The organism is Ignavibacteriota bacterium, assembly GCA_013285405.1.
In the GTDB taxonomy this organism is placed as follows: domain Bacteria; phylum Bacteroidota; class Ignavibacteria; order Ignavibacteriales; family Ignavibacteriaceae; genus IGN2.
On sequence record CP053446.1, the window covers coordinates 830676 to 852491 of the forward strand.

The window sequence follows — 21816 nt, forward strand, 5'->3', positions numbered from 1 at the left end:
GCTAAAATTTCAATTAACTAGAACTATTTCACTTTGTTTAATGATTTTACAGCGGCTTCAGGCTGATAAAGCATTTCTTTTATCCTGAATTTCCTTTTTCCGGCTGGTACACTCCACTCAACTATATCGCCTACCTTATATCCTAATAAAGCTGTTCCAACTGGTGCAAGAATAGAAATTTTGTTTTTTGAGCTATCAGCAAATTCAGGATATACAATTGTGTAATCATATTCTTTATGAGTATTAATATCTTCAACAACAAAAGTAGAATTCATAGTGATAACGGTTTCATCAATATTTTCATCTGTCATCACTTCCGCACGCTCGATCTCTTCAAGTAATTCTTTCATACTTTTCAAATCATTGTTACTCATTCCTAAAGTTTTACCGAAAAGATTTCTGAGTTTTACTTTATCCTTTTCAGTTATATAAATTTTTCTTTTAATCATTTCAACTCCATTTAAAAAATTGTTAACACTGATTATTTGTACAGTATCTTCCCGGTAAACTTTATTTATGATTTCTAGATAAATATCCCCTGAAAGGAGATGCTGGTTGAACGTTGATAAATATATCTGAGTCTATATTATTTACAATTTTCTTTAACTCGTTGTATCGGTTTCTATTAATTACTGTAAATACCATAAGTACATCACCTTTGGCTCCGACACCTGGTAAAATTGTTGCACCGAAGTCAGCATCTCTTAATGCATCTGCAATTAATTGTCCTTTACCTTTTGAAAACATGCTTATCTGAATATAGCTGAAACCGAGCTTTTGGTCTATAGTAACTCCTAAAAAAGTTCCAATCGCGAATCCACCAGCATATCCAATTAAATTAATTTCATGATCCATATGCTGAACTATATATCGCATTGCAAAAATCCAGATAAGTACTTCAAAAAATCCTGTTCATGCTGCTACATATTTTCTTGATTGAATAACAAAGATTGACCTGAGAGTGCCAAGAGAAACATCAAATATTCTTAATACAGCAATAAGGCTGGCGCTTAGTATCAACTCCGGGAACACTCTTTAAATCTCCTTCTCCATCGGAAAGTATTTTTACTCACTTCAATATTATTTAATTGTGCAAAAAAAAGGCCAATAAAAATTCATAATGACTTAATCAACTGGGCAGTATCAGAAAATTGGATTGCAGATTTGCATTGCGAATTGTAAAATGATTTCAGTTTTGCAATCTAAACTCAGCAATGTATTTAACTAAATGACTCCAATTCACAACTTCAAAGAATTTAGTTATTTTAAACAAAAATTTTATTAATCATTAGTGGTTTTTACAGGTGAATGAAATTAATGACAATAACAAACTATTTGCATCCGACGGCATTATTGCAATAAATAAAGATCGGAGAATTATAGTTTTTAATGAAGGTGCAACCAGAATTACTGGTTTCAGTTATGAAACTATAATTTCAAAACAAAGTGATATTCTATTTGATTCAACGCTTCAGGAAAACGCTATTCTGTATAAAAGCTTAAATTCAGGTGAGATTTTTTCGAACATATCGTTAAGAATAAAAACCATAGACAAAAAAGAACTTGAAGTTTTCGCCTCTATTAGTCCACTCATCCAGCCTGATCAAGGAATAATTGGACTCATTATCGTATTCAGAGATATCAATGAGGTTATTTCACTCTATCATTCTCTTGATCAAAAAAACATCGAAATTATCGAAGAAAAAAACAAACTCGAGACGATTTTCAATAGTTTGCTTGAAGGAACTTTTACAATTAATTCTCAATGGAAAATTACATCATTTAATAAAGCTGCTGTAGGAATAACTGGGTTTTCGGTTTCAGAAGCCATAGATAAAGATTATTGGGAAGTTTTTCCTTCTGAGGATGGTAAGGAAGATCTTCAGTTAAAATCATTTATTGCAGATCATCATAAAAATTTGCTGAGAGAGACTACCATCATTCGTAAAGACGGCAGCAGAGTACTTGTGAGAATTAACTCAGCTCCACTATTGGATACTGCAAATAATAAAGTCGGAAGAGTAGTAACTTTCGAAGATATCAGTTTAATGAAAAATCTTTCCAACCATATTGAAGAAAGATTTCATTTCAAAAATATCATTGGTCGAAGTAAACCGATGTTACAGGTTTTTAGCATGATGGAAAATGTTTTGGATACAGATAGTACTGTTCTAATTACAGGAGAAAGCGGAACAGGAAAAGAAATAATAGCACGCTCGATTCACTTGAACAGCGTGAGAAAATCAGAACCATTTATTGCAGTTAACTGTACGGCATTTGCTGAAACGCTTCTTGAAAGCGAATTATTCGGACACGAAAAAGGTGCATTTACAGGGGCAATTCGTACTAAACCAGGTCGATTTGAATTAGCGGGCAATGGTACATTATTTTTAGATGAAATTGGTGACATCCCATTATCAGTACAGGTAAAATTATTACGGGTTTTAGAAAATAGGTTATTTGAAAGAGTGGGTGGAACAAAATCAATTCAACTTAATGCTCGCATTATTTCGGCAACACACAGAGATCTGGAGAATGAAATTAAAAATGGAAATTTCAGAGAAGATTTATTTTACAGAATTAATGTAATCAATATTCATTTACCATCTCTTCATGAACGAAAAGAGGATATCCCAAGCCTGGTAAATTATTTTATGTCAAAGTATAACGAGAAATTCAAAAAAAATATTCATTACATATCTCCCAATGCACTTAAAGTTATCACTCACTACAATTGGCCGGGAAACATTAGAGAATTAGAAAATGTAATAGAACACGCTTTTATTGTATGTAATTCGGATGCAATCAAAACAGAACATCTTCCTCAGAAATTGCAGGAGTTATTAAAAAAATTAAACCTGAACGGAAATGAAACCGAAAATAAAACTCCTTTCGAACAAGTTGAAAAACAATTAATTCAATCTACGCTCCGGAAGTATAATGGAAATCGTTCACAAACTGCGACTGAATTAGGCATAAATAAAACTACTTTGTGGCGGAAAATGAAAAAGTATAAACTTTAAATTTACATTGAAAATATTGGTCTGGATATTGTTATAAAATATATACTAACCAAATGGAGTATATATGAAAGTTGCAATCTGTATTGAATTAACCGATGGTAATCAAAGATTTTCTGATAGATTCGGAAGTTCTGACCAATTCTTAATTTATGACTTAGAGAAGAAAACGCTTCGTGATACTTTTTATAATCATTTTAAGTCTTCACCTACTGCCGAAATTTTTTGTGCACAGTTTCTTATTAAAGAAGGTGTAAATGCTGTTGTATGCAGAAAGTGTGGAAATGATGCAAAAAATCTTTTTTCTGAAGCGAACATTGAAATTATTGAAAACATTGGGTTGAGACCAACCGAATTCTTAAACATACTTTTCGCTAAATACAGCAATAGCAAAAGTATTGCTATTTAAGTATTTGTTTAAAGATGACTATTGAACCTATGTATCTGGTCTTTTATGTTTTGAGCCTACACTCTAAATAAACAATTACTTTTCCGGAACAATTTCTATTCTGCGATTTTGTCTTCTGCCTTCTTCTGTATCGTTATCTCCTATCGGATAATTGTCTCCCATTCCCATTACCTGGAAGTTCTCTCTCTTTAATCCGCCAAAGTAACTTATGTATTCCAAAACTGCCTTTGCTCTCTCTAATGATAAATTTCTCAAAAATCGTTTGTTCCCGTTCGAATCCATATGTCCTTCTATAATCCATTTACTTCCTTCAGGATATCTCTGAATCTTTTTCACTATCTCATCTAACTGTTTCTTACCTTCCATCTTTATCATTGCTGAGTTGTTTTCAAATATCTCATCTCCCATTAAAATAAATTTCTCTTCACTAACTACTTCATCATACTCAGGACATCCATCTTCATCTTCTACTCCATCTTTATCCTCTGCATCATTCGGACATTTATCCGCCGCATCTGGTATTCCATCACCATCATTATCTAAATCCGGACATCCGTCCTGATCTTCAAATCCATCCTTATCCTCTGCATCATTCGGACATTTATCGTTGGCATCTAATATCCCATCACCATCATTATCTACTTCCGGACAGCCATCATCATCTTCAAATCCATCAAAATCTTCAGCTTCATCAGGACACAGATCATCTGATCCGTTAATTCCATCATTATCCTGATCCGTATTAAAAAATGGGGAGAATGTTAATCCGAGCATAATTGTAGTATACGCATCATTCGCAAATGCTGCTTTTACATCATCCAGATAATCTGTCTGCGGGATATATGGATTTGCTGACAGATTTATGCTCACCTTTTCACTTACAAGATATCTCAATCCTACTTCTATACTGTAAGCTATACTACTCTTCTCGTATTTTCCTAAAGCATTATATTCACCTAAATTCCCGTCTCCATCTTTTGGGTCAAACCACAGATTACTTATTCCTCCTGAAACATACGGAAAGACCACATCACCAATTGATACACTATACGTTGCAGCTATCCCTCCATTAAATATTCCTGTTTTAAATGTTGCTGGTATAGTCCTCATTCCATCTTGTGATGATATTGTTCCTCTGTTATCTTCTCCTGTTAACAGATCATAACCAAGCTTTAATTTCAGACCAAAAAGATGTATCGAATTTGTTTTGAAGAAATATTCTCCTGTTGCTCTGAACGAATAGCCCATTTTATTTGTTTGATAATCAGTTTGAGGTAATGTTACTCCACCATCAATTCCAATCACAAATGTGTTGTGGAATGCATGACTAACGGTTTGCTTTACTTGAGGGGATGGGCTGCTCAAAGGCAGAATTAAAATTGAAATTATCAGAATAAAAATGTTGCTATGAAGATTCAAATTTTTGTATAATTTTTTCACGCTAAGACCTATCTGTTATTAGAAATTAGCAAAGATTACTGCATTAAATTAATTCATTTTCAATTCTTATGCGAATTTTTTTACCAAAATGATTCTATAAAAATATTGATTTTGGCCTAAAAATGGATATAATATTTAATTGAGATCAATTATCATGTAAATGCTACATTTAGATACACAAATTGTTTAATTTAGTTACCAGATATTATACTTCAAATTTTTATTAAATTCTAACAGAATATAGAACAGGAGTTTCAATGTTTGATGCAAATATATACACTAATCGAAGAAGGTTATTAAAAGATAAGTTTGATTCAGGTTTACTTTTATTTCTTGGCAATGAGGACAGTCCTTTCAACTACAAATCAAATACTTATACCTTCAGACAAGACAGTACTTTTCTTTATTACTTCGGAATAGACAGACCCGGACTTGCGGCAACTATAGATATTGATAATAATCTCGAAACACTTTTGGGAAATGATCTGAGCATTGATGACATAGTTTGGTCTGGTCCGCAACCAACCGTAAGTGACTTTGCAGATTTAATTGGTATTAAACATACAGCATCTCTGGACAAACTGAATGAGCAAATAACAGGAGCAATTAAAAAAGGAAGAAAGATTCACTTCCTTCCACAATACCGGATTGATAACATATTAAAAATTTCCTCAATGACTGGAATCAATGCATCAAATGTAAATGACTATGCTTCAGAAAAATTAATTAAAGCTGTAGTATCCCAAAGATCTATTAAATCAAGCGAGGAAATAGCAGAAATTGATGAAGCAGTGGACATAGCATCAAAAATGCACATGGCTGCTATGAAAATGGTGAAGCCGGATATTGATGAACGCAAAATAGCTGGTATGATAGAAGGTATTGCACTTTCACTCGGTTATGGTCTTTCATTCAGACCTATTGTTTCTATAAACGGACAAACTCTGCATAATCCATATTATGATAATAAAATGAAAACCGGAGATTTACTTGTTAATGACTCCGGTGCTGAAAGTAAACTTCATTATGCAAGTGATATCACAAGAACAATACCGGTAGGTGGTAAATTTTCAGATAGACAAAAAGAGATTTATCAGATAGTACTTAAATGTCAATTAAATGCCATTAATTCAGTAAGACCGGGAATTACAAACCGAGAATTACATTTTAACGCTGCAAAAGATTTAACATCCGGTTTAATTGATTTGGGTCTTATGTTTGGAAACGCCGAAGAAGCTGTCGATGTTGGTGCTCACACTTTATTTTACCCGCATGGATTGGGGCATATGCTTGGTCTGGATGTTCACGATATGGAAGGTTTGGGAGAAGATTATGTCGGATATGATGAAAGTGTTCGGAGGAGTGATGAGTTTGGGTTAAAGTATTTAAGACTTGCAAAGTCTCTTCAACCCGGATTTGTTTTTACAATCGAACCAGGAATTTATTTTATTCCGGAATTAATTGATATGTGGAAAACGCAAAATCGCTTTCCCGAATTCATCAATTATGATATGCTGGATAACTATACAAACTTTGGTGGAATCAGGATTGAGGATGATGTCTTGGTTACTGAGGATGGATTTAGAGTTCTTGGAACAAAACCAATTCCAAAAACTATCGAAGAACTTGAAACTAACGTAGGCAGATAGAATTTTTTTAAAATTAAATTCTACAACTGAATTATTCAGGGTAGCTAAATCGTTGAAGTATAATTTAAATTTTTAAGCTCATCAATTAGTTTTTAAACTACTCATGATGGACATATGTTCAATTGCAAACTTTCGTCCTGCTTGGAGCGCATCCAAATTTAATTGTACTACTTTCTCCCCTTTTTTTTCAAAAATTTTCTTAATTCCGCTTTCCAGACTTTCATAAGAAAGATTCAGGAACGGAGAAGCTGCACCAAGCATAGCAATGTTTGATGACTTCGGTGATTTTACGTGCCGTGCAATTTCATCTGCATTAATTGCGATATGATGTGAAAGTTTTTCTATTTCAGCAAGCAGATCTTTCATATCAGGATAATCCGGGATGTTAACAAAGGGAGTTGTATTTGTTACCAGCCAACCATCCTCTGAAAGCCAGGACAAGTACCGCAATGATTCCATCGGTTCAACAGAAATTATTAAATCTGCTTTTCCAAGAGGGATAAGGTCACTTGCGATTTCTTTCTCGGAAATTCTTAGATGTGACTGAACTGCACCGCCGCGTTGACTCATTCCATGAACCTCTGCCTGTTTTAAGTACAGATGATTCTCAAGTGCAGCCATACCAATAACAGATGCAATTGATAAAATTCCTTGTCCGCCTACTCCAGCTAAAATTATATCTGATTTCATTATGCTGCCACCTCAACTTTCGTCCTAACTTCTTTCTTACTTTTTGCGACTGACTGCACAATACATTCTCTTTTGGGAATTATTACGGAAACACCTTCATACATCAATTCTTCCCGCAGAACTTTAACCATTTCATCGTGATACTTAGGCAGTGGAGTAAGAACTTTAACATGCTCGGGTTGTACACCAAGTCCAACACAAATATCCTCAAGCCTTCCAGTTGCATGAGATGGCTGACCACCGGTCATCGCCGTAGTCGAATTATCTGAAATTATAATAGTGACCGGTGAATTTTCATAAACACAATCGAGCAATGCTGTCATTCCACTATGTGTGAATGTTGAATCACCAATGACTGCAACCGAAGGTCTGACACCAGCATCAGCAGCTCCTTTTGCCATAGTAATTGATGCGCCCATATCAACACAGGAATTAATCGCATTCCACGGAGGAAGAGCACCAAGTGTATAACATCCAATGTCAGAAAATACTTTCTGCTTGCCGAATTCCTTCATTGTTTCGTTAAGAGCATTATAAATATCCCGATGACTGCAACCTGAACAAAGTTCTGGTGGACGGTTTGCAACTATTTTAGGAACTGCAAATCCGCCTTTTACTTCTTTCCCAAGTGCTTTTGCAACTATATCAGGATTTAATTCACCATCACGAGGAATTGTCCCATTCAATCTTCCGATAATTTTCGAGTTAATATTTAAGAATCCTCTCAACTGTTCTTCTACAAAGGGATAACCATCTTCAAGGACTAAAACTTTTTCACACTCGTCAACCAGCTTTTCAACTTTTGAAAATGGAAGCGGATATTGATTTAATTGAAGAACCGGATGTGGACAACTTTTTTCCTGATAATTTTCTTTCAGATAATTATATGCAATTCCGCAGGCAATTATTCCAAGTGATTTATCTCTTCCGGGAATGTAAGTATTGTAAACAGATCGTTCAGATTCTTGCTCTAACAATGATTGAACTGAAAGTAATCCTTTGTATCTTTTTCTTGCATTTGAAGGAAGAAGAACAAATTGAATCGGATCTTCCGGATATGTAAGTTGATTTTCTTTTTTGATTTCCCGCCTTTCAATTCCGGAACGAGAGTGAGAAAGTCTTGTTGTGATTCTAATCATCACGGGAATTTTAAATTTTTCTGACAGCTCAAATCCTTCATAAGCCATATCATAAGCTTCCTGCTGATTCGCCGGTTCAAGAATCGGTATCATAGCAAACTTTCCAAAGAAACGGGAGTCTTGTTCGTTCTGTGAAGAATGCATCGAAGGGTCATCTGCAACTGTAACTAATAAGCCACCATTGACACCGGTTATTGCTGAATTTATGAACGCATCAGCGGCAACATTTAATCCGACGTGCTTCATACAAACCATCGCACGTTTTCCGGCATAACTCATACCCAATGCAGCTTCCATCGCGGTTTTTTCGTTAGCAGACCATTCGTTGTGTAATTTTCTTTCGATTGCAATTTTATTGCGCTGAACAAATTCTGTAATCTCTGTGGAAGGTGTTCCCGGATAAGCATAAATTCCTGACATGCCTCCATCAATTGCACCCTGAGCAATTGCTTCAGCACCAAGTAATAATATTTTTTCCATAATTCCCTCTTTTAGTTATTTAAGATATGGCTCCCCGAACGTGCGGAAGTATATAATTTCTACTCCAAAAATACAAAAAATGCTGCCTTGACTCAACAAATTTTAATGAGCAAAATCAAGAATAATAGTATGGATTAGAATTTTTCGTAAGATAATTACTGAAAATGATTTTTAAATCTTTCCAATGAAGGATTTCCGGGAGATTTCTTTCTCAATTCATTATATAATTTCTCTGCCTGTTCTGTTTGTCCTTCACTTAAATAAATCTCCAAAAGTCTGAACTGCGCTCCAAGGTAATTAGGAAAATTTTTTTTTATGGTTTCGAACATTTTAATTGATTCCTTGCTCTTCCCTAATTCCTGATATGATGCAGCAGCATTATTCATTAAGATAGGATTAAATGGTGCCAAGGTTAAACCATGTAAATTATTTCTTAGTGCGTCTGAATGTCTGCCCAAATATGAATTTGCTATTCCACGATAATAATCTAATGGCTGACGGGAAGTATCAAATGGATAAAATATTTCTGATACCTGATCAAGTTTTTGATTCATTAGCAAGTATTGTCTTCTATCTTTTAAAAAGATCGCTTCACCATATCTGATTTCTGATTTTATCTTGATAAAAGAAATAACAATTCCAAAGATCAACGTGATAAATAACAATAATTTAAGATGAGCAAACTTAAAACAGAAAATATTTTTTATCTTTTCACCAGATGAAACCAATGCAACACCGCTAACAACTCCAATATGGAAAATGGATGCAAATTTATAATTGGGAAACGAAACGAAAGAAAAAAGGAAGGCGGTAAGTACTGTCAGCAACAATGCAAAATATTTTTCATTGTGTTTACTTTTTTGGTATAACTGTATCAACAAGAAAAAATATATCAGAAAAAAAATTACAACAGCAATCACACCGCTTTCCGCAAAAATTTCAAGGAAATCATTATGCGCATGCACATTGTGAACAAGCAGCAAAGTTTTATCATCAAAATATTCACCGTTATAGCCCGGATAGTAACCGCTCCATTTATACAAACCAAAACCAACCAGTGGCTTTTCTTGAATCATCTTAAATGATGCATCCCAAAAATTAAGACGCAGCTTATTACTTTTAAATTCGGTATCAAAAAAAGTTTCTGCTGTTGATTTGAGGTCTGGTCTCTCCCCTACTTTTGATGGGATAAAGGAAAATAATAGTGATGCAGCAAGTACTATCAGAACAGGTTTTATCTTATTAAAAAACTTTTTCTTATCAGTCTTAAAAAATGTATATATGAAATAAGAAATTGTGATTACAAGTAATATTAAAACCCCGGCACGACTTCTTGTAAATAACAGAAATGATACACAAAATACTGCTGCGATTAAAAGGAATTTTCTGTTCTTTCTTTCAACATACTGATGTGCTATTAAAAAAAATGGCAATGCTGATAAAAGATATTCACTGGCAAAACCTCTGTGCCCTAACATTGAACCGGGAGGCATTACGGTGGGAAGTTCAATTAATTTTACCTGAAATACTTCAAGCATTCCTACGATGCTGAATAAAGTTGAAAAAATAACTACTGAATATGACACCACCTTAAAAAATCTATCTTCACCAAGTACTAAGAAAACAATTGTCGATTGAAGAATTATTACAAATGGTATTAACAGATCGCTATATTTTAATGTCAGCAATGATGCTGAATCGTTCAAAAAAGCTGTAAGGAAGCACAAAGGGAAAAATATAATTAAAAGAGTGAGGAGTTTGTTCAGGTAAACTTCCCTGTCCAAATTCAACTTTAAAATAAATGCAAAAAAGAGCAGTATTGATAAAGAAAAGTAAACCATTCGCTGGACAACATCCATTTCATACGCCATAATAGAATAAGTAATTGGCGAAAGGAATTCTAAGCCAAATAATAGGGTTAAACCGGTATTTGTCTTTCTGGTTACCATATCTTTATTTTTAACTCATAAACTAATTTACAGTCCAAATTAATAGCTGTCGTTCAACTTGAGCACAATCTAATTATTGATTGATTTCAGTGTATGATGTGACTGCCATATTAATCATTATTAATTTTTTATAAATACTTGTTGGAAAATGAAACTCAAATAAATCAGTTAGGCGTAAGTGTAATACGTACGTTAGCATATTATGATATATTCTATTACCCGTTAACCGCTGACGAAATTTACCATAATCTTGGTGATAATCACACAAGTATTGTGGAGGTAGAAAATATTTTGGAAAAGTTATCAGCGGATAAATTAGTATTCAGAAAAGGAAAGTTCTACCAATTAAATAATAATGATGAATTTATAGTGCGACGTGAAAAAGGAAACAAGCTTGCGGAAAAAAGATTGAAGACAGCCCAGCGTGTTTCAGGAATTGTTTCGAGATTTCCTTTCATTCGTGGAATCATGCTTTCCGGATCGATTTCAAAAGGTTTTATGGAAGAAGATTCTGACATTGATTATTTTGTTATTACACATCCAGACAGAGTTTGGATTTCAAGATTGATACTGATGCTTTTTAAAAAATTATTCTTGTTGAATTCAAAGAAAAATTTCTGCATAAACTATTTTGTTGATTACGAAAACCTCGAAATACAAGAAAAAAATGTTTTTACTGCAACGGAAATCGCCACATTAATTCCTACATTCGGGAAAGAATGTTATGATGATTTTTACAAGCAAAACCTGTGGATAAAGAATTTCTATCCGAATTTTCCAAAGAGAGATACTTCCGAAGTTATAAATCGAAAGGATGGTATTGTAAAAAATCTTCTTGAAAAGGTTTTAGAAAATAAAATAGGTAACACTCTTGATAATTTTTCGATGAGTTTATTTGAGAGTTTTTATAAGGTCAGATATAAGAATTATAATCAGGAGGAGTTTAAATTAGCCTTTAAATCATCGAAGAAAGAATCAAAACATCATCCAAAATTTTTTCAGAAGAAAGTACTCACTGAATTTGAAAGTAAGTTAAAATCTATTGAAGACAAATTAAAAGTTTTTCAGTGATTACAATGAAAAAGATTCTTTTTACGCATTCGTATTTCTATCGCTTCGATCCCAAACAATGGGCTGCAAAGCAACCTTATCCACCGCTGGGAACAATCTATGCTGCATCTGTTATGCGACAAGCAGGATATGATGTCGATTTATTTGATACTGCGTTGATAGAATCTCCTGAAATAATTTCAGTACAGATTAGAAATAAAAAACCAGATTATCTCGTTATCTATGATGATGGATTTAACTATCTGACTAAAATGTGTCTCACAAATATGAGAGATGCTGCATTTAGAATGGCTGAGATAGCGAAAGAAAATGGTATCACTGTAATTATGTCCAGCTCTGATGCAGCCGATCATTATGAAAAATATCTTCAGCACGGAGTTGACTTTGTTGTTATTGGTGAGGGCGAGTTAACATTGAAGGAATTGATTTCAAAAATTGATTCCGGTGAGAAAAATTATAACCAAATTGATGGATTGGCATTTAAAGAAAATTCTGAAATTATTAAAACTTCTCAGAGACAAATAGTAAAAGAGCTTGATTCGTTTCCGATACCTGCATGGGATTTGGTTGACATTTCTTCATACAAAAAAATCTGGATTGAAAATCATGGATACTTCTCACTGAATATTGCTACGACGAGAGGTTGTCCGTTCAAATGCAACTGGTGTGCAAAACCAATTTACGGAAACAGGTATAATTCAAGATCACCACAGAAAGTTGCGGATGAAATTGAGTTCTTGCTTAATAATTTTCAACCGGATCATTTCTGGATGTGCGATGATATTTTCGGTTTAAAACCCGGATGGGTTCAGGAATTCAGAAACGTGATAAAAGTAAAAGGACTGAAGTTCAAATATAAAATTCAGTCAAGAGTTGATTTACTTCTTCAGGAGGATACGATTAGTGCATTAGCAGAATCAGGTGCTGAAACAGTTTGGGTTGGTGCAGAATCCGGCTCGCAAAAAATTCTGGATGCAATGGATAAAGGAACTACCGTTAAACAAATTTATGAAGCAACAAATAATTTAAAGAAGAATGGAATCAGAACTGCTTTCTTCCTTCAGTTCGGTTATCTCGGTGAAGAAAAAGCAGATATCGAAAAAACCATCAATATGGTTCTCGATTTAATGCCAGATGATATTGGAATTTCAGTATCGTATCCTTTGCCAGGCACAAAGTTTTATGAAAAAGTTAAAGAGCAATTAAATGAAAAATCTAACTGGACGGACTCGGATGAGCTTGCGATGATGTATAAAGCAGCTTTCTCACCTTCCTATTACAAAAAGCTTCACAGATACGTTCACAAAGTTTATAGGCGAAAACAGAGTCTGATGAACATTAAAAATGTTCTGCTTAATCCTTTTACAATCAACAGAAAAAAGATTCGTTCTGCCTTATCAATATTGTATTATGTTCCTTCCTCGATAGCTGATTCGATTGTGCTGAAAAAACTTGAAACCGCGAAATAATTTTTATAATGAATTCTGAAGCATCTCAACTGACAAACGTAAACAAAGCTTTTTCTCTTCAATCATTAAACTACGATGAATATGATAAATCAAATCCAACATTAACCTGGATGCGAAAAAAGGTGATGAATCATGCATTGAAGTTTCTTCGAACTGATAATAAAATATTAGAACTAAACAGCGGAACCGGAATTGATGCTCAGTTCTTTGCTGAGAAAGGATTTACTGTTCACTGTACTGATCTTTCAGACGGAATGGTTGAGCAAATGAAAAAAAAATTTTCATCCGGAAAGTTCGCTGATAAAATATCTGTTCAACAATGTTCATTTACAGAACTTGATCAAATTGAAGGAAAAAAATTTGATTTTATTTTTTCAAACTTTGGTGGATTGAATTGTATTCCAGATCTTAAAGCAGTAACAAAATTTTTTCCTCAATTGCTGAATAAAAATGGAAGAGTTTGTCTGGTTATTCTTCCTCCGGTTTGTCTGTGGGAAATTGTGCAGCTATTAAGAGGCAAATTCAAATTTGCTTTCAGAAGATTTAAACGAAACGGAACTCTTGCAAATGTTGAAGGAATAAAATTTCAAACCTACTATTTTTCGGCAAATGAATTAATGAAAGCACTCGGTAAAAATTTTAAATTGTTGAAACTTGAAAGTTTAGCGTTGTTCACTCCAATTCCTCAGATGGAAAAAATTCCGAAAAAATTTCCACGATTCGCGAGAGTATTGAATAAAATGGATGAAATAATTTCCGGAATTGCACCGTTCAACAGGATTGGTGATCACATAATTGTAACTGCAGAATATACAGCAATGTAAGTGTGACATACTATCTTATGAACAAAGCAGAAAATAGTGTTTTAATAAGATCCTTCAGACTTACCTCTGCACTCTTGAATAAATCACAAAAATTGAGCGGGATTTTTATTATCATTCTATTGTTAACAAATGCTGTCCTCGATGTCTTTTCTATTGCTTCGGTTCTTCCTTTAGTTGCACTATTATTAAATCCTGAGCTTATTCATTCAAATAATTTGTTGAAATCAATTTATAATTTTTCAGGGATTAGTAACAGCACTGATTTCTTTATTCTTATAACTACTTCCGTAATTGTTCTATTCATTATTAAAAATATTATCAGCTATTGGATTTTTCGATATCAATCAAAATACGCTTTTGATGTATCTGCTGGACTTTCAGGAAATTTGTTGAATCATTTTTACACTTTGCCATTTCTTAAAATTAAATATGCTGATACATCAATGTATCTAAATAGAATTGTTAATATCCCACCTTCATTTGTTACAAATATCTTATTATCACTCCTTACAATATTTAGTGAAGGGTTAATAGTAATTCTTATCTCATCCGGTTTGCTAATATATAGTTTTGATATCTTTCTACTGCTTTTATTGATTCTCGGACCTGGAGCTTTTATCTACTATTTAATCAGGAAAAAGAAGCTCAGTGTTTTGAATTACAATTTGAAAACAAAATTACCAAAAGTGTTGAGGCTCGCTACCGAGGCAATAAAGGGATTTGTTGAGTCGACAATATTTCAAAAGCAAAAGCATTTTACAAACAAATTTGATCAGATAAATAAAGGATTAAATAATGATTATTCTAAACTGACTACAGCACAAGGAACTTCAATTAAGTTTGTGGAAATAATTATAATGATGGGTATTGGAATTTTATTCATTTATAGTAATCTCTTTATCGATAATAAAAACGAAGTGGTTTTAATATTGAGTTTGTTTGCAGCTGCTTCCTATAAAATTGTTCCATCGATAAACAGAATATTCGTTTCATTCTTAAACATAAAGACGCATCAGTTCACGTTGGATGAATTAAACGATATTGAAAATTTTAAAACTGCTCTATCAAATAAAAGTCATCAACCTATTTCTGTTAATGATAAAATCGAGTTAAATAATGTTTCCTTCGAGTACCCTAGTTCATCGTTCAAGTTAAACGTAAAAAATTTCAAAGTAAAGAAAGGTGAAAAAGTTGGAATTCGTGGTCTGTCAGGATCAGGAAAAAGTACTTTGATAAATATTTTCATCGGTTTGATTTCAATTCAGAAAGGTGAATTCCTTATTGATGGTAATAAAATTAATTCTGATGAAATTTCCGAATGGCAGAAATTAATAGGATATGTTGGTCAGAATCCGTTCATATTTAATGATTCCCTCTTGTACAACATCGCTTTTGATTATGAACTCAATGCTGATGATCAGGAAAGAATAAACAAGACATTGAATTTTTTGAATCTGGATAATCTGGTACAAAGCCTGCCAGATGGACTAAACACAAATATCGGAGAAGAAGGCTCAAAACTTTCTGGTGGTCAAAAGCAAAGGATTGCAATTGCCAGAGCTCTTTTTCCTGAAAGAGAAATTTTAATTTTCGATGAGATCACAAGCAATCTTGATAAAGAAACCGAAAAGGAAGTAATCCAAACAATTTTGAAGGTTGCAAAGAGGGATAAAACTATAATTTTTGTATCTCATAAAGACGAAATTCTTAATACCTGCGATAAAATTTATCGTGTTGAAAATGGAGATGTTTTCCTTGATAAAGAAAAAGTAACTTCCTCAATTGATGATTAATGCCCTCCATTAAATTTCGGGCATACATTTTTAATATTCTTTTTTAAACCAATATGATATGGGTTATTAAAAGTAATAATCTTAATAATTGATATTAATGATGCTCTTGCCAATCTGAATTCCCGATTTTTTACGAACAAAATGATGCTGCCAATTAGTGACCAAATAAGCCAGAGAGTGTTTATAGAATTGAATCGATTACTTTTCTTTAAGAAATAATGAAGTGCTAATACTCGTCTGTAATATGTAATCCCACTATCAAGCCGGTTTTCAGATTCTTTATGATGAAAAACTAAAGATTCTGTCAGCACAGTAACTTTATCAGGTAGCTTGATACAAATCCCATAGTTGTCCCCGATTCCATAATTATCTAAAACTTCATCGAATGGATTATTTATCAGCAATTCTTTTTTTATTATGCTTGCACCCAAACCATAAATTTTCGTTTTAAATACAGGGCTGTTGAAATTTGTAATTACAGGCCATCCCGCAAAAGAGAAACCATTTCCTCTTTTTTCATAAAAACTTACTACTGGTTTTAACCATAGAGAACTGAATATTTTTTGGTCAAGTTCTCCCCAAACTGAAAGCTGAAAAACGAATTTGAATAATAAACCTGATATAGTATTTGGAGGATGTTGTGATATCCATACTTCATTTTTATTCTTCTCCAATATCAATCCAGAAACAGCATTATTTAATCCATTGTTTTCAATAAAGTGTGACAACGCTAATACGTAGCCAGGTTCCGACTCAATATCATCATCGCAAATAAAAATATATTCGGATGTTGATTGTTGAATTCCAACATTTCGTTGCAGACAAACAGACGGGACAGAAGTAAAGTATTTAATATTCAGACCAAGGAATGTGTTTCGTAATTCAGCCTCTTCTAATTTCTCATCACTCGAATCAACAATTATCACTTCCTCAAGCTTGTAAGTCTGATTAAGGATTGCTCTTAACGTTCTGTATAATGAATCCTTCCTGTTTCTGGTGGCAATTACTGCACTAATTTTAATCATAGAATAATTATCAGCTGACTAGTCAACGATCGAAATTTCTAAAGGGAGTTGAACCTTGTGATCTTCTAACTTTTTAATTATTGCAACTATTTCTTTATCTGTAAATTTTATTGAACCTCTAATTTTGATCTTATTATAGTTTAAATATGCACATTCACCTTCCAATGATTCGTCAAAGAGAATGATTTTTCCGGATCGGATAATTATTAATATATCTTCAGGATTAACATTAAAAAACGCATCATAATTATTTTCACTTTTTTTCTTCACAACAACAATATCAGCCTGGTATCCATTTTTAATTTTGCCAATGCCTTTTACATTTAACAATTCACCCGGCAATGATGTCATAGAATTAATTAATTCTTCATCATTTAATGCATTAAACTGCCTTGCAATCCTGATATGATTCCAGAAATTTGGATCAGATGTGAGGTTCGAATCGGATCCAAACAAAATCGGTATTTTATTTTTTAATTCAATAATGTTAGCTGTTTTTTTATAAAGAAATAAGTTTGAATCGGGACACCAAATCAGTGCAGCCAGCTTATCCGCGAGGTTTGCATTTATACTAATTCCATGCACTGCAATTATTTTCCTTTTGAACAAATTCCATTTGAATAGTTTATTGATCTCATTTTCAATAGTTTCTCCACTTCCCTCTCCAAGATGAATAATAAAAGGAAGTTTATTTGATCTCATATTTAACTTTATGCGCCAATTCTTTTCTAAACTGACTGAATGCAAATAGTTATAACTCCCAAATACATTGATAATTTGATCTGATTTTCTAATAGAATTACTTCCGTGATGTATAACAGAAGTGATTCCATTGAACAAATTCTTAATCATTCCAAATTTCATTCTTAACTCAATTGGAATATTCAATGTAGTATTAATTTCTATCGAATATAATCTGTGAATATCATTCCCCCATTCAAGATAGTCTCTATAAATCTTTGAACTTAAACGAGGGAAGAGATTAAATTCAAGATGATCATGCGCATTAAATAATCCTGGGAAGGCTAACGCATCTTTAAAATTAATTATATTTGAATTACCCTGACCTTTGATCAGTCCGGCGTTGACCGTATTAATTTTGCCGTCGAGAATCGAAACATAAAAGCGATCACCTGAATTATTCAGAATTGAAATGTTATTTAGAATAACTGATGACATCTATTAATTATTTGTCAGTTTTTTATAATTTCTTTTATATTCTTCATAAGTCCATGATGCCGAATGTTTCATTGACCAATCGTATGCAGAGGCTCTTATTTTTTCTATTCTTTCTTTATCAGATATTAATTCAAGAATTTTTTTTGTCAAAGTAGTATAATCTCTGCAATCAGCCGAAATACAAAAATCATCCGTAAGGTCATAAATGAGTCCGACCCGGCTTCCGCAAACCAATACCCCGCTTGACACTGCTTCATTTATTACGACTGCCTGTGCTTCATGTAACGAAGTGTGAATCATAAAGTGTGAACCTGAGAGATAATTGTTTAACTCCTGATGTGGAACAGCATCAACAAATAGAACATTCTTAAGCCCAAATTCCTGAACAAGTTTTTGGATCTTACCTTCTAAAAAATCATCACCAATTATTGTGAGCAGGCAATTCATTTTTTCACTTAAAATTTTGAAGGCTTTTAATAATGTTGCTTGGTCTTTCACATCTGTGAGGTTTGCAACGTGGATGAAATTATAAGGTTCTGAAAAGGTTTTTGTCTTAATAAAAGAGAAAAGTTTTTCTTCAGCGCCGTAGGGAATAATATCAATGTCATCACGATGTACACCGAGCGATCTTAGTTGCATCAATTGAAAATTTGTCAGAAGAACAATCTTGCTTGCATTCTTGCAGACTTCTAATGTTCTCCTCCTACTTTTTTCGTTTACTATGTTGCCATAATTAATTTCGGGAAGATTAGCTGTCTCGCCACCTTGTAATGTTACAATACACGGAATTTTAAAAAGCTTACTCAGCTTTACAGCAAGAAGCCCGGCAGGCAATGCCCAGAAAGCATGAATCAAATCATATCTTTTTATCATATGATCTTTCAAGAACAGAAACAATAGTAAAAATGCTTTAAACCAGCCTGGTGATTTTATATTAGCTAAGATCGATTTTAGCTTGAAATTTTTTGAGACTTCTTTTATTTCAGTTTTAATTAATGAATACACCACTATTTCAAAATCATGGCTAAGCCGTTCAATTAGGTAAACCATGGAGGGCACACCTTGCAGAAATTTTCCGTTACCAATTCCGCCGTTAACTATAATTGCAACTCTTTTCACCGCTATAATCTGCTTGTTCGTTTTAGTAAGATAATTGTTTTATCAAATACTAATTCAGGTGTATAACGCGACAAACAATGTACATCACCATACTTGCAAACTTCGAGTAAACAATTTCCACATTCTAAATCAGATGAATTAAGACATAATGAATGCTCTCCTTGTGGTGCGGACCAATCTGAACGCGAGGAACCAAATAAAGCAAGTGTTGGAATTCCTGATACCCAAGCAATGTGCATTAATCCTGAGTCTTCCGTTAAAACAAAATAAGTTTTATTTATGATTGCAAATGCTTCTGCTAAAGTTGTTCCTTCACCATTTACCAAATCAATTAAATGATCCTTCAGCATTTTTTTTAGAAACAAAGATTTTTTAGAAATGGTTTTTAATCCAAGAATTAAAAATTGAGTAGCGGGAAATTTCTTTCTCCATAATTCTGCATATTTAACATAGTTCTCAATTTGCCAGTTGCGTGTACTAAAAGCACCTGCAGGATTCAATACAACAAGCATATTTGAAGAATTCCATCCTGCATTCATCAATTTAATTTTCCCTGCATCCGGATTATTTAATTGTAATCCGGTATTCAAATTGATAGAACATAAACCGATCGCTTCTATTCCTTTTTTATATTTTTCCCCGGCGGATGTTGCAGAAAATCTTTCTATCTCACTCCATGCCAAAGGCTTAAGAAATCTTCTCACAAGTCTACTCATCTTATTTCTTTGTAAATCAATTACAACGTCATACTTATTAATTTTTAGCTTGGGTAGCAATAATAATAAACTTAAGAATTGGAGTTTAGTATTTCTACCGCCACCTATTGAATAAATCCAATTGTATAATCTTATAGAATCGGGTATGTCTTTTACTTCTTTTCGCGTTAGAAGGTGTATCGTTGTATTTGCCGGGAGGTTTTCTTTTAAACTTTGTACGTAAGGAAGTGTAATAGCAACATCCCCCATTGCTTGTAAACGAATAATTAGAATTCTTCTTGGGAGAGATTCAGAATGCCATGGTTTAAAGTTTAAAATTTCATTCATTAATATTCAGATATCCACCTATTCAGCATATCATAATTTCTGCTATTACTATTAGGTAGAAATTCTTCCACTAAAGATATTACATTAAAATTAAAAAAGATAAGGTAAGATTTTTACGAAAGCTATGAATACTAATAATTATTAACAAGTACTTAGTTAAAAATACAATATTAATTAGTAAAGTTTTTACAAATTGATAGTAACATAAAATGTGAGACTCACCCTGTTTAACAACTCTAATTATTCTTGAATTAGCATTCCTTAAATTAATAGAAACATTATATTTTATACTGGCTTTTAACTAAGAATACAAACCCTATTGCTTGTTCAACAGCATCTTCTTTGTATTTATATAATTGCTCATCTTAAGAGTATAGAAATATATAACTTACATTATAGAATAGTATACATTAAGATTTGTATATTGTAAGAAGTTGAATATGAATAAAGTAATATTATTTAATATAAGAAGCTCAAATTCTAAAAACCGGGTTCAGGTTTCCGGAAAAACTTGAAGATTGGCTTGATCAACATTGGGCAAATTTTGATTTGCGGAAAAATCCTCTTACACCATGGTTGACTCCTGAAATGGTAAACAAGATTTTGAATTTCGAAACTGTCATCAATGCTCAATATCCTACAGTATCCGATTTTAAATTAACTTCTTTTCAGAAGAAGACGATGAAAGCTCTTTCATCTTTCCGATATAAAACTGATTTCTTCAACTTTCCGTACGAATTAAAAGCATTGCAAAAGTTCTGGTTAAAATACCGAAGACCAGAAGTGGAAGGATTTTACACTGAGTGAAGCCACTTAAAAAGAAAAGCCTCATTAAAAGTCTTGCATTCAGAGTTCTGTATCCTGCAACAGAAAAATATCTTTCAAAAGAGAGAAAATTTAAATACAAAGGAATAAATGTTATTGTATTCCCTGGCGTTTTTCATCCGGGATTTTTCTTCAGCACAAAAATTCTGCTTAATTATCTTGCTAAACTTGACCTCCATGAAAAATATCTTCTTGAGCTGGGAGCCGGAACAGGTTTGCTATCAATTTTTGCTTCGAAACATGGAGCTTTTGTAACTGCTTCTGATTTGAGTCTTACCGCAGTTTACAACATCGAAAAAAATGTGAAGTTGACTGATGCAAACGTGGAAGTTGTTCACTCAGATTTGTTTGATGATATACCACATAGAAGGTATGATTACATAGTTATCAATCCACCTTATTACAAAAAAAATCCTGCGAGCGAAAAAGAATTAGCATGGTTTGGCGGCGATGATTTCCAGTATTTCCGGAAATTGTTTTCACATCTTGGAAATAATTTTTATGATGATACAACCGCACTTATGGTAATTTCAGATGAGGCTGAAATTGAAATGATCAAATCGATTGCAAGAGAATATAATTTCCTGATGAAGGAAGTATTTCATAAAAAAACCTGGGGAGAAAATCATTTCATATTCAGTATTATTAGTTTACAGAGTCAATAACCACAATCGTGGTTAAACATCTCCCGA

19 protein-coding genes are annotated in these 21816 nt (G+C 33.1%); 9 read left to right on the plus strand and 10 right to left on the minus strand.

What is annotated here, in order from left to right; all coding sequences use genetic code 11:
* Window positions 1-23: 23 nt before the first annotated feature.
* Both rnk and HND39_03600 read right to left on the minus strand, forming a co-directional pair.
* The gene (gene rnk / locus HND39_03595) at window positions 24-449 is read right to left on the minus strand and encodes a nucleoside diphosphate kinase regulator (GenBank protein ID QKJ95433.1); all 426 of its coding nucleotides are present in this window, start codon (window positions 447-449) and stop codon (window positions 24-26) included.
* A gap of 61 nt (window positions 450-510) precedes the next feature.
* The gene (locus tag HND39_03600; protein QKJ95434.1) at window positions 511-876 is read right to left on the minus strand and encodes a DUF2179 domain-containing protein; all 366 of its coding nucleotides are present in this window, start codon (window positions 874-876) and stop codon (window positions 511-513) included.
* A 428-nt stretch (window positions 877-1304) separates the two neighbouring features.
* Here HND39_03600 and HND39_03605 point away from each other — a divergent pair, with 428 nt between their 5' ends.
* Window positions 1305-3023 (plus strand): sigma 54-interacting transcriptional regulator, encoded by a 1719-nt coding sequence (locus tag HND39_03605; GenBank protein QKJ95435.1) that lies wholly within the window; start codon window positions 1305-1307, stop codon window positions 3021-3023.
* A 64-nt stretch (window positions 3024-3087) separates the two neighbouring features.
* Window positions 3088-3429: a NifB/NifX family molybdenum-iron cluster-binding protein gene (locus tag HND39_03610; protein ID QKJ95436.1), complete on the plus strand. Its 342-nt coding sequence runs from the start codon at window positions 3088-3090 to the stop codon at window positions 3427-3429.
* A gap of 75 nt (window positions 3430-3504) precedes the next feature.
* Here HND39_03610 and HND39_03615 read toward each other — a convergent pair whose 3' ends face one another.
* Window positions 3505-4869, minus strand: a complete 1365-nt coding sequence (locus HND39_03615) for an OmpA family protein (protein QKJ95437.1) — start codon at window positions 4867-4869, stop codon at window positions 3505-3507.
* Between the two features lie 257 nt (window positions 4870-5126).
* Here HND39_03615 and HND39_03620 point away from each other — a divergent pair, with 257 nt between their 5' ends.
* Entirely contained in the window at window positions 5127-6518 is a 1392-nt protein-coding gene (locus HND39_03620) for an aminopeptidase P family protein (protein ID QKJ95438.1), read from the plus strand.
* A gap of 81 nt (window positions 6519-6599) precedes the next feature.
* On the opposite strand, the gene HND39_03625 is transcribed toward HND39_03620, so the two are convergent.
* The 3 genes from HND39_03625 to HND39_03635 form a co-directional block, all read right to left on the minus strand.
* Window positions 6600-7208 carry an indolepyruvate oxidoreductase subunit beta gene (locus HND39_03625; GenBank protein QKJ95439.1) on the minus strand — a complete coding sequence of 203 codons (609 nt, stop codon included), beginning with the start codon at window positions 7206-7208 and terminating at the stop codon, window positions 6600-6602.
* On the minus strand, window positions 7208-8827 hold the full coding sequence (locus HND39_03630; protein ID QKJ95440.1) for an indolepyruvate ferredoxin oxidoreductase: 1620 nt from the start codon (window positions 8825-8827) through the stop codon (window positions 7208-7210). The genes HND39_03625 and HND39_03630 overlap by 1 nt, the downstream gene beginning before the upstream one ends.
* Window positions 8828-8982: 155 nt before the next feature.
* Window positions 8983-10776 carry a hypothetical protein gene (locus HND39_03635; protein QKJ95441.1) on the minus strand — a complete coding sequence of 598 codons (1794 nt, stop codon included), beginning with the start codon at window positions 10774-10776 and terminating at the stop codon, window positions 8983-8985.
* A gap of 141 nt (window positions 10777-10917) precedes the next feature.
* Here HND39_03635 and HND39_03640 point away from each other — a divergent pair, with 141 nt between their 5' ends.
* The 4 genes from HND39_03640 to HND39_03655 all read left to right on the plus strand — a co-directional run bounded on the left by HND39_03640 (window position 10918) and on the right by HND39_03655 (window position 15933).
* Window positions 10918-11847, plus strand: a complete 930-nt coding sequence (locus HND39_03640; GenBank protein QKJ95442.1) for a hypothetical protein — start codon at window positions 10918-10920, stop codon at window positions 11845-11847.
* 5 nt (window positions 11848-11852) lie between these two features.
* A complete protein-coding gene (locus HND39_03645; protein ID QKJ95443.1) occupies window positions 11853-13316 on the plus strand; it encodes a B12-binding domain-containing radical SAM protein in 1464 nt (487 codons plus the stop codon).
* Between the two features lie 8 nt (window positions 13317-13324).
* Window positions 13325-14140, plus strand: a complete 816-nt coding sequence (locus tag HND39_03650) for a class I SAM-dependent methyltransferase (GenBank protein ID QKJ95444.1) — start codon at window positions 13325-13327, stop codon at window positions 14138-14140.
* A gap of 92 nt (window positions 14141-14232) precedes the next feature.
* Entirely contained in the window at window positions 14233-15933 is a 1701-nt protein-coding gene (locus HND39_03655; GenBank protein ID QKJ95445.1) for an ABC transporter ATP-binding protein, read from the plus strand.
* On the opposite strand, the gene HND39_03660 is transcribed toward HND39_03655, so the two are convergent.
* Genes HND39_03660 through HND39_03675 form a run of 4 tightly spaced genes read right to left on the minus strand, consistent with a single transcriptional unit; the run spans window position 15930 to window position 20299 of the window.
* Window positions 15930-16958 carry a glycosyltransferase gene (locus HND39_03660; GenBank protein ID QKJ95446.1) on the minus strand — a complete coding sequence of 343 codons (1029 nt, stop codon included), beginning with the start codon at window positions 16956-16958 and terminating at the stop codon, window positions 15930-15932. The genes HND39_03655 and HND39_03660 overlap by 4 nt on opposite strands.
* Window positions 16959-16976: 18 nt before the next feature.
* Window positions 16977-18137 carry an amidohydrolase family protein gene (locus HND39_03665; GenBank protein ID QKJ95447.1) on the minus strand — a complete coding sequence of 387 codons (1161 nt, stop codon included), beginning with the start codon at window positions 18135-18137 and terminating at the stop codon, window positions 16977-16979.
* A 3-nt stretch (window positions 18138-18140) separates the two neighbouring features.
* Window positions 18141-19256, minus strand: coding sequence for a glycosyltransferase family 4 protein (locus HND39_03670; protein QKJ95448.1), 1116 nt, complete (start codon window positions 19254-19256; stop codon window positions 18141-18143).
* 2 nt (window positions 19257-19258) lie between these two features.
* Window positions 19259-20299 (minus strand): glycosyltransferase family 9 protein, encoded by a 1041-nt coding sequence (locus HND39_03675; protein ID QKJ95449.1) that lies wholly within the window; start codon window positions 20297-20299, stop codon window positions 19259-19261.
* 549 nt (window positions 20300-20848) lie between these two features.
* Here HND39_03675 and HND39_03680 point away from each other — a divergent pair.
* Together HND39_03680 and HND39_03685 are read left to right on the plus strand one after the other, a co-directional pair.
* Window positions 20849-21106: a hypothetical protein gene (locus HND39_03680; protein ID QKJ95450.1), complete on the plus strand. Its 258-nt coding sequence runs from the start codon at window positions 20849-20851 to the stop codon at window positions 21104-21106.
* Complete coding sequence (locus tag HND39_03685; protein ID QKJ95451.1) at window positions 21103-21789, plus strand: class I SAM-dependent methyltransferase; 687 nt, start codon at window positions 21103-21105, stop codon at window positions 21787-21789. Before HND39_03680 ends, HND39_03685 begins: the two co-directional genes overlap by 4 nt.
* The last annotated feature ends 27 nt before the right edge of the window (window positions 21790-21816 follow it).

Excerpts from the sequence above, each read along its gene's own strand:
- rnk (QKJ95433.1), bottom strand. The coding sequence starts at position 449 with ATGATTAAAAGAAAAATTTATATAACTGAAAAGGATAAAGTAAAACTC.
- HND39_03610 (QKJ95436.1), top strand. The coding sequence starts at position 3,088 with ATGAAAGTTGCAATCTGTATTGAATTAACCGATGGTAATCAAAGATTT.
- HND39_03635 (QKJ95441.1), bottom strand. The coding sequence starts at position 10,776 with ATGGTAACCAGAAAGACAAATACCGGTTTAACCCTATTATTTGGCTTA.
- HND39_03650 (QKJ95444.1), top strand. The coding sequence starts at position 13,325 with ATGAATTCTGAAGCATCTCAACTGACAAACGTAAACAAAGCTTTTTCT.
- HND39_03645 (QKJ95443.1), top strand. The coding sequence starts at position 11,853 with ATGAAAAAGATTCTTTTTACGCATTCGTATTTCTATCGCTTCGATCCC.
- HND39_03665 (QKJ95447.1), bottom strand. The coding sequence starts at position 18,137 with ATGTCATCAGTTATTCTAAATAACATTTCAATTCTGAATAATTCAGGT.
- HND39_03625 (QKJ95439.1), bottom strand. The coding sequence starts at position 7,208 with ATGAAATCAGATATAATTTTAGCTGGAGTAGGCGGACAAGGAATTTTA.
- HND39_03660 (QKJ95446.1), bottom strand. The coding sequence starts at position 16,958 with ATGATTAAAATTAGTGCAGTAATTGCCACCAGAAACAGGAAGGATTCA.
- HND39_03600 (QKJ95434.1), bottom strand. The coding sequence starts at position 876 with ATGCGATATATAGTTCAGCATATGGATCATGAAATTAATTTAATTGGA.
- HND39_03675 (QKJ95449.1), bottom strand. The coding sequence starts at position 20,299 with ATGAATGAAATTTTAAACTTTAAACCATGGCATTCTGAATCTCTCCCA.
- HND39_03630 (QKJ95440.1), bottom strand. The coding sequence starts at position 8,827 with ATGGAAAAAATATTATTACTTGGTGCTGAAGCAATTGCTCAGGGTGCA.
- HND39_03620 (QKJ95438.1), top strand. The coding sequence starts at position 5,127 with ATGTTTGATGCAAATATATACACTAATCGAAGAAGGTTATTAAAAGAT.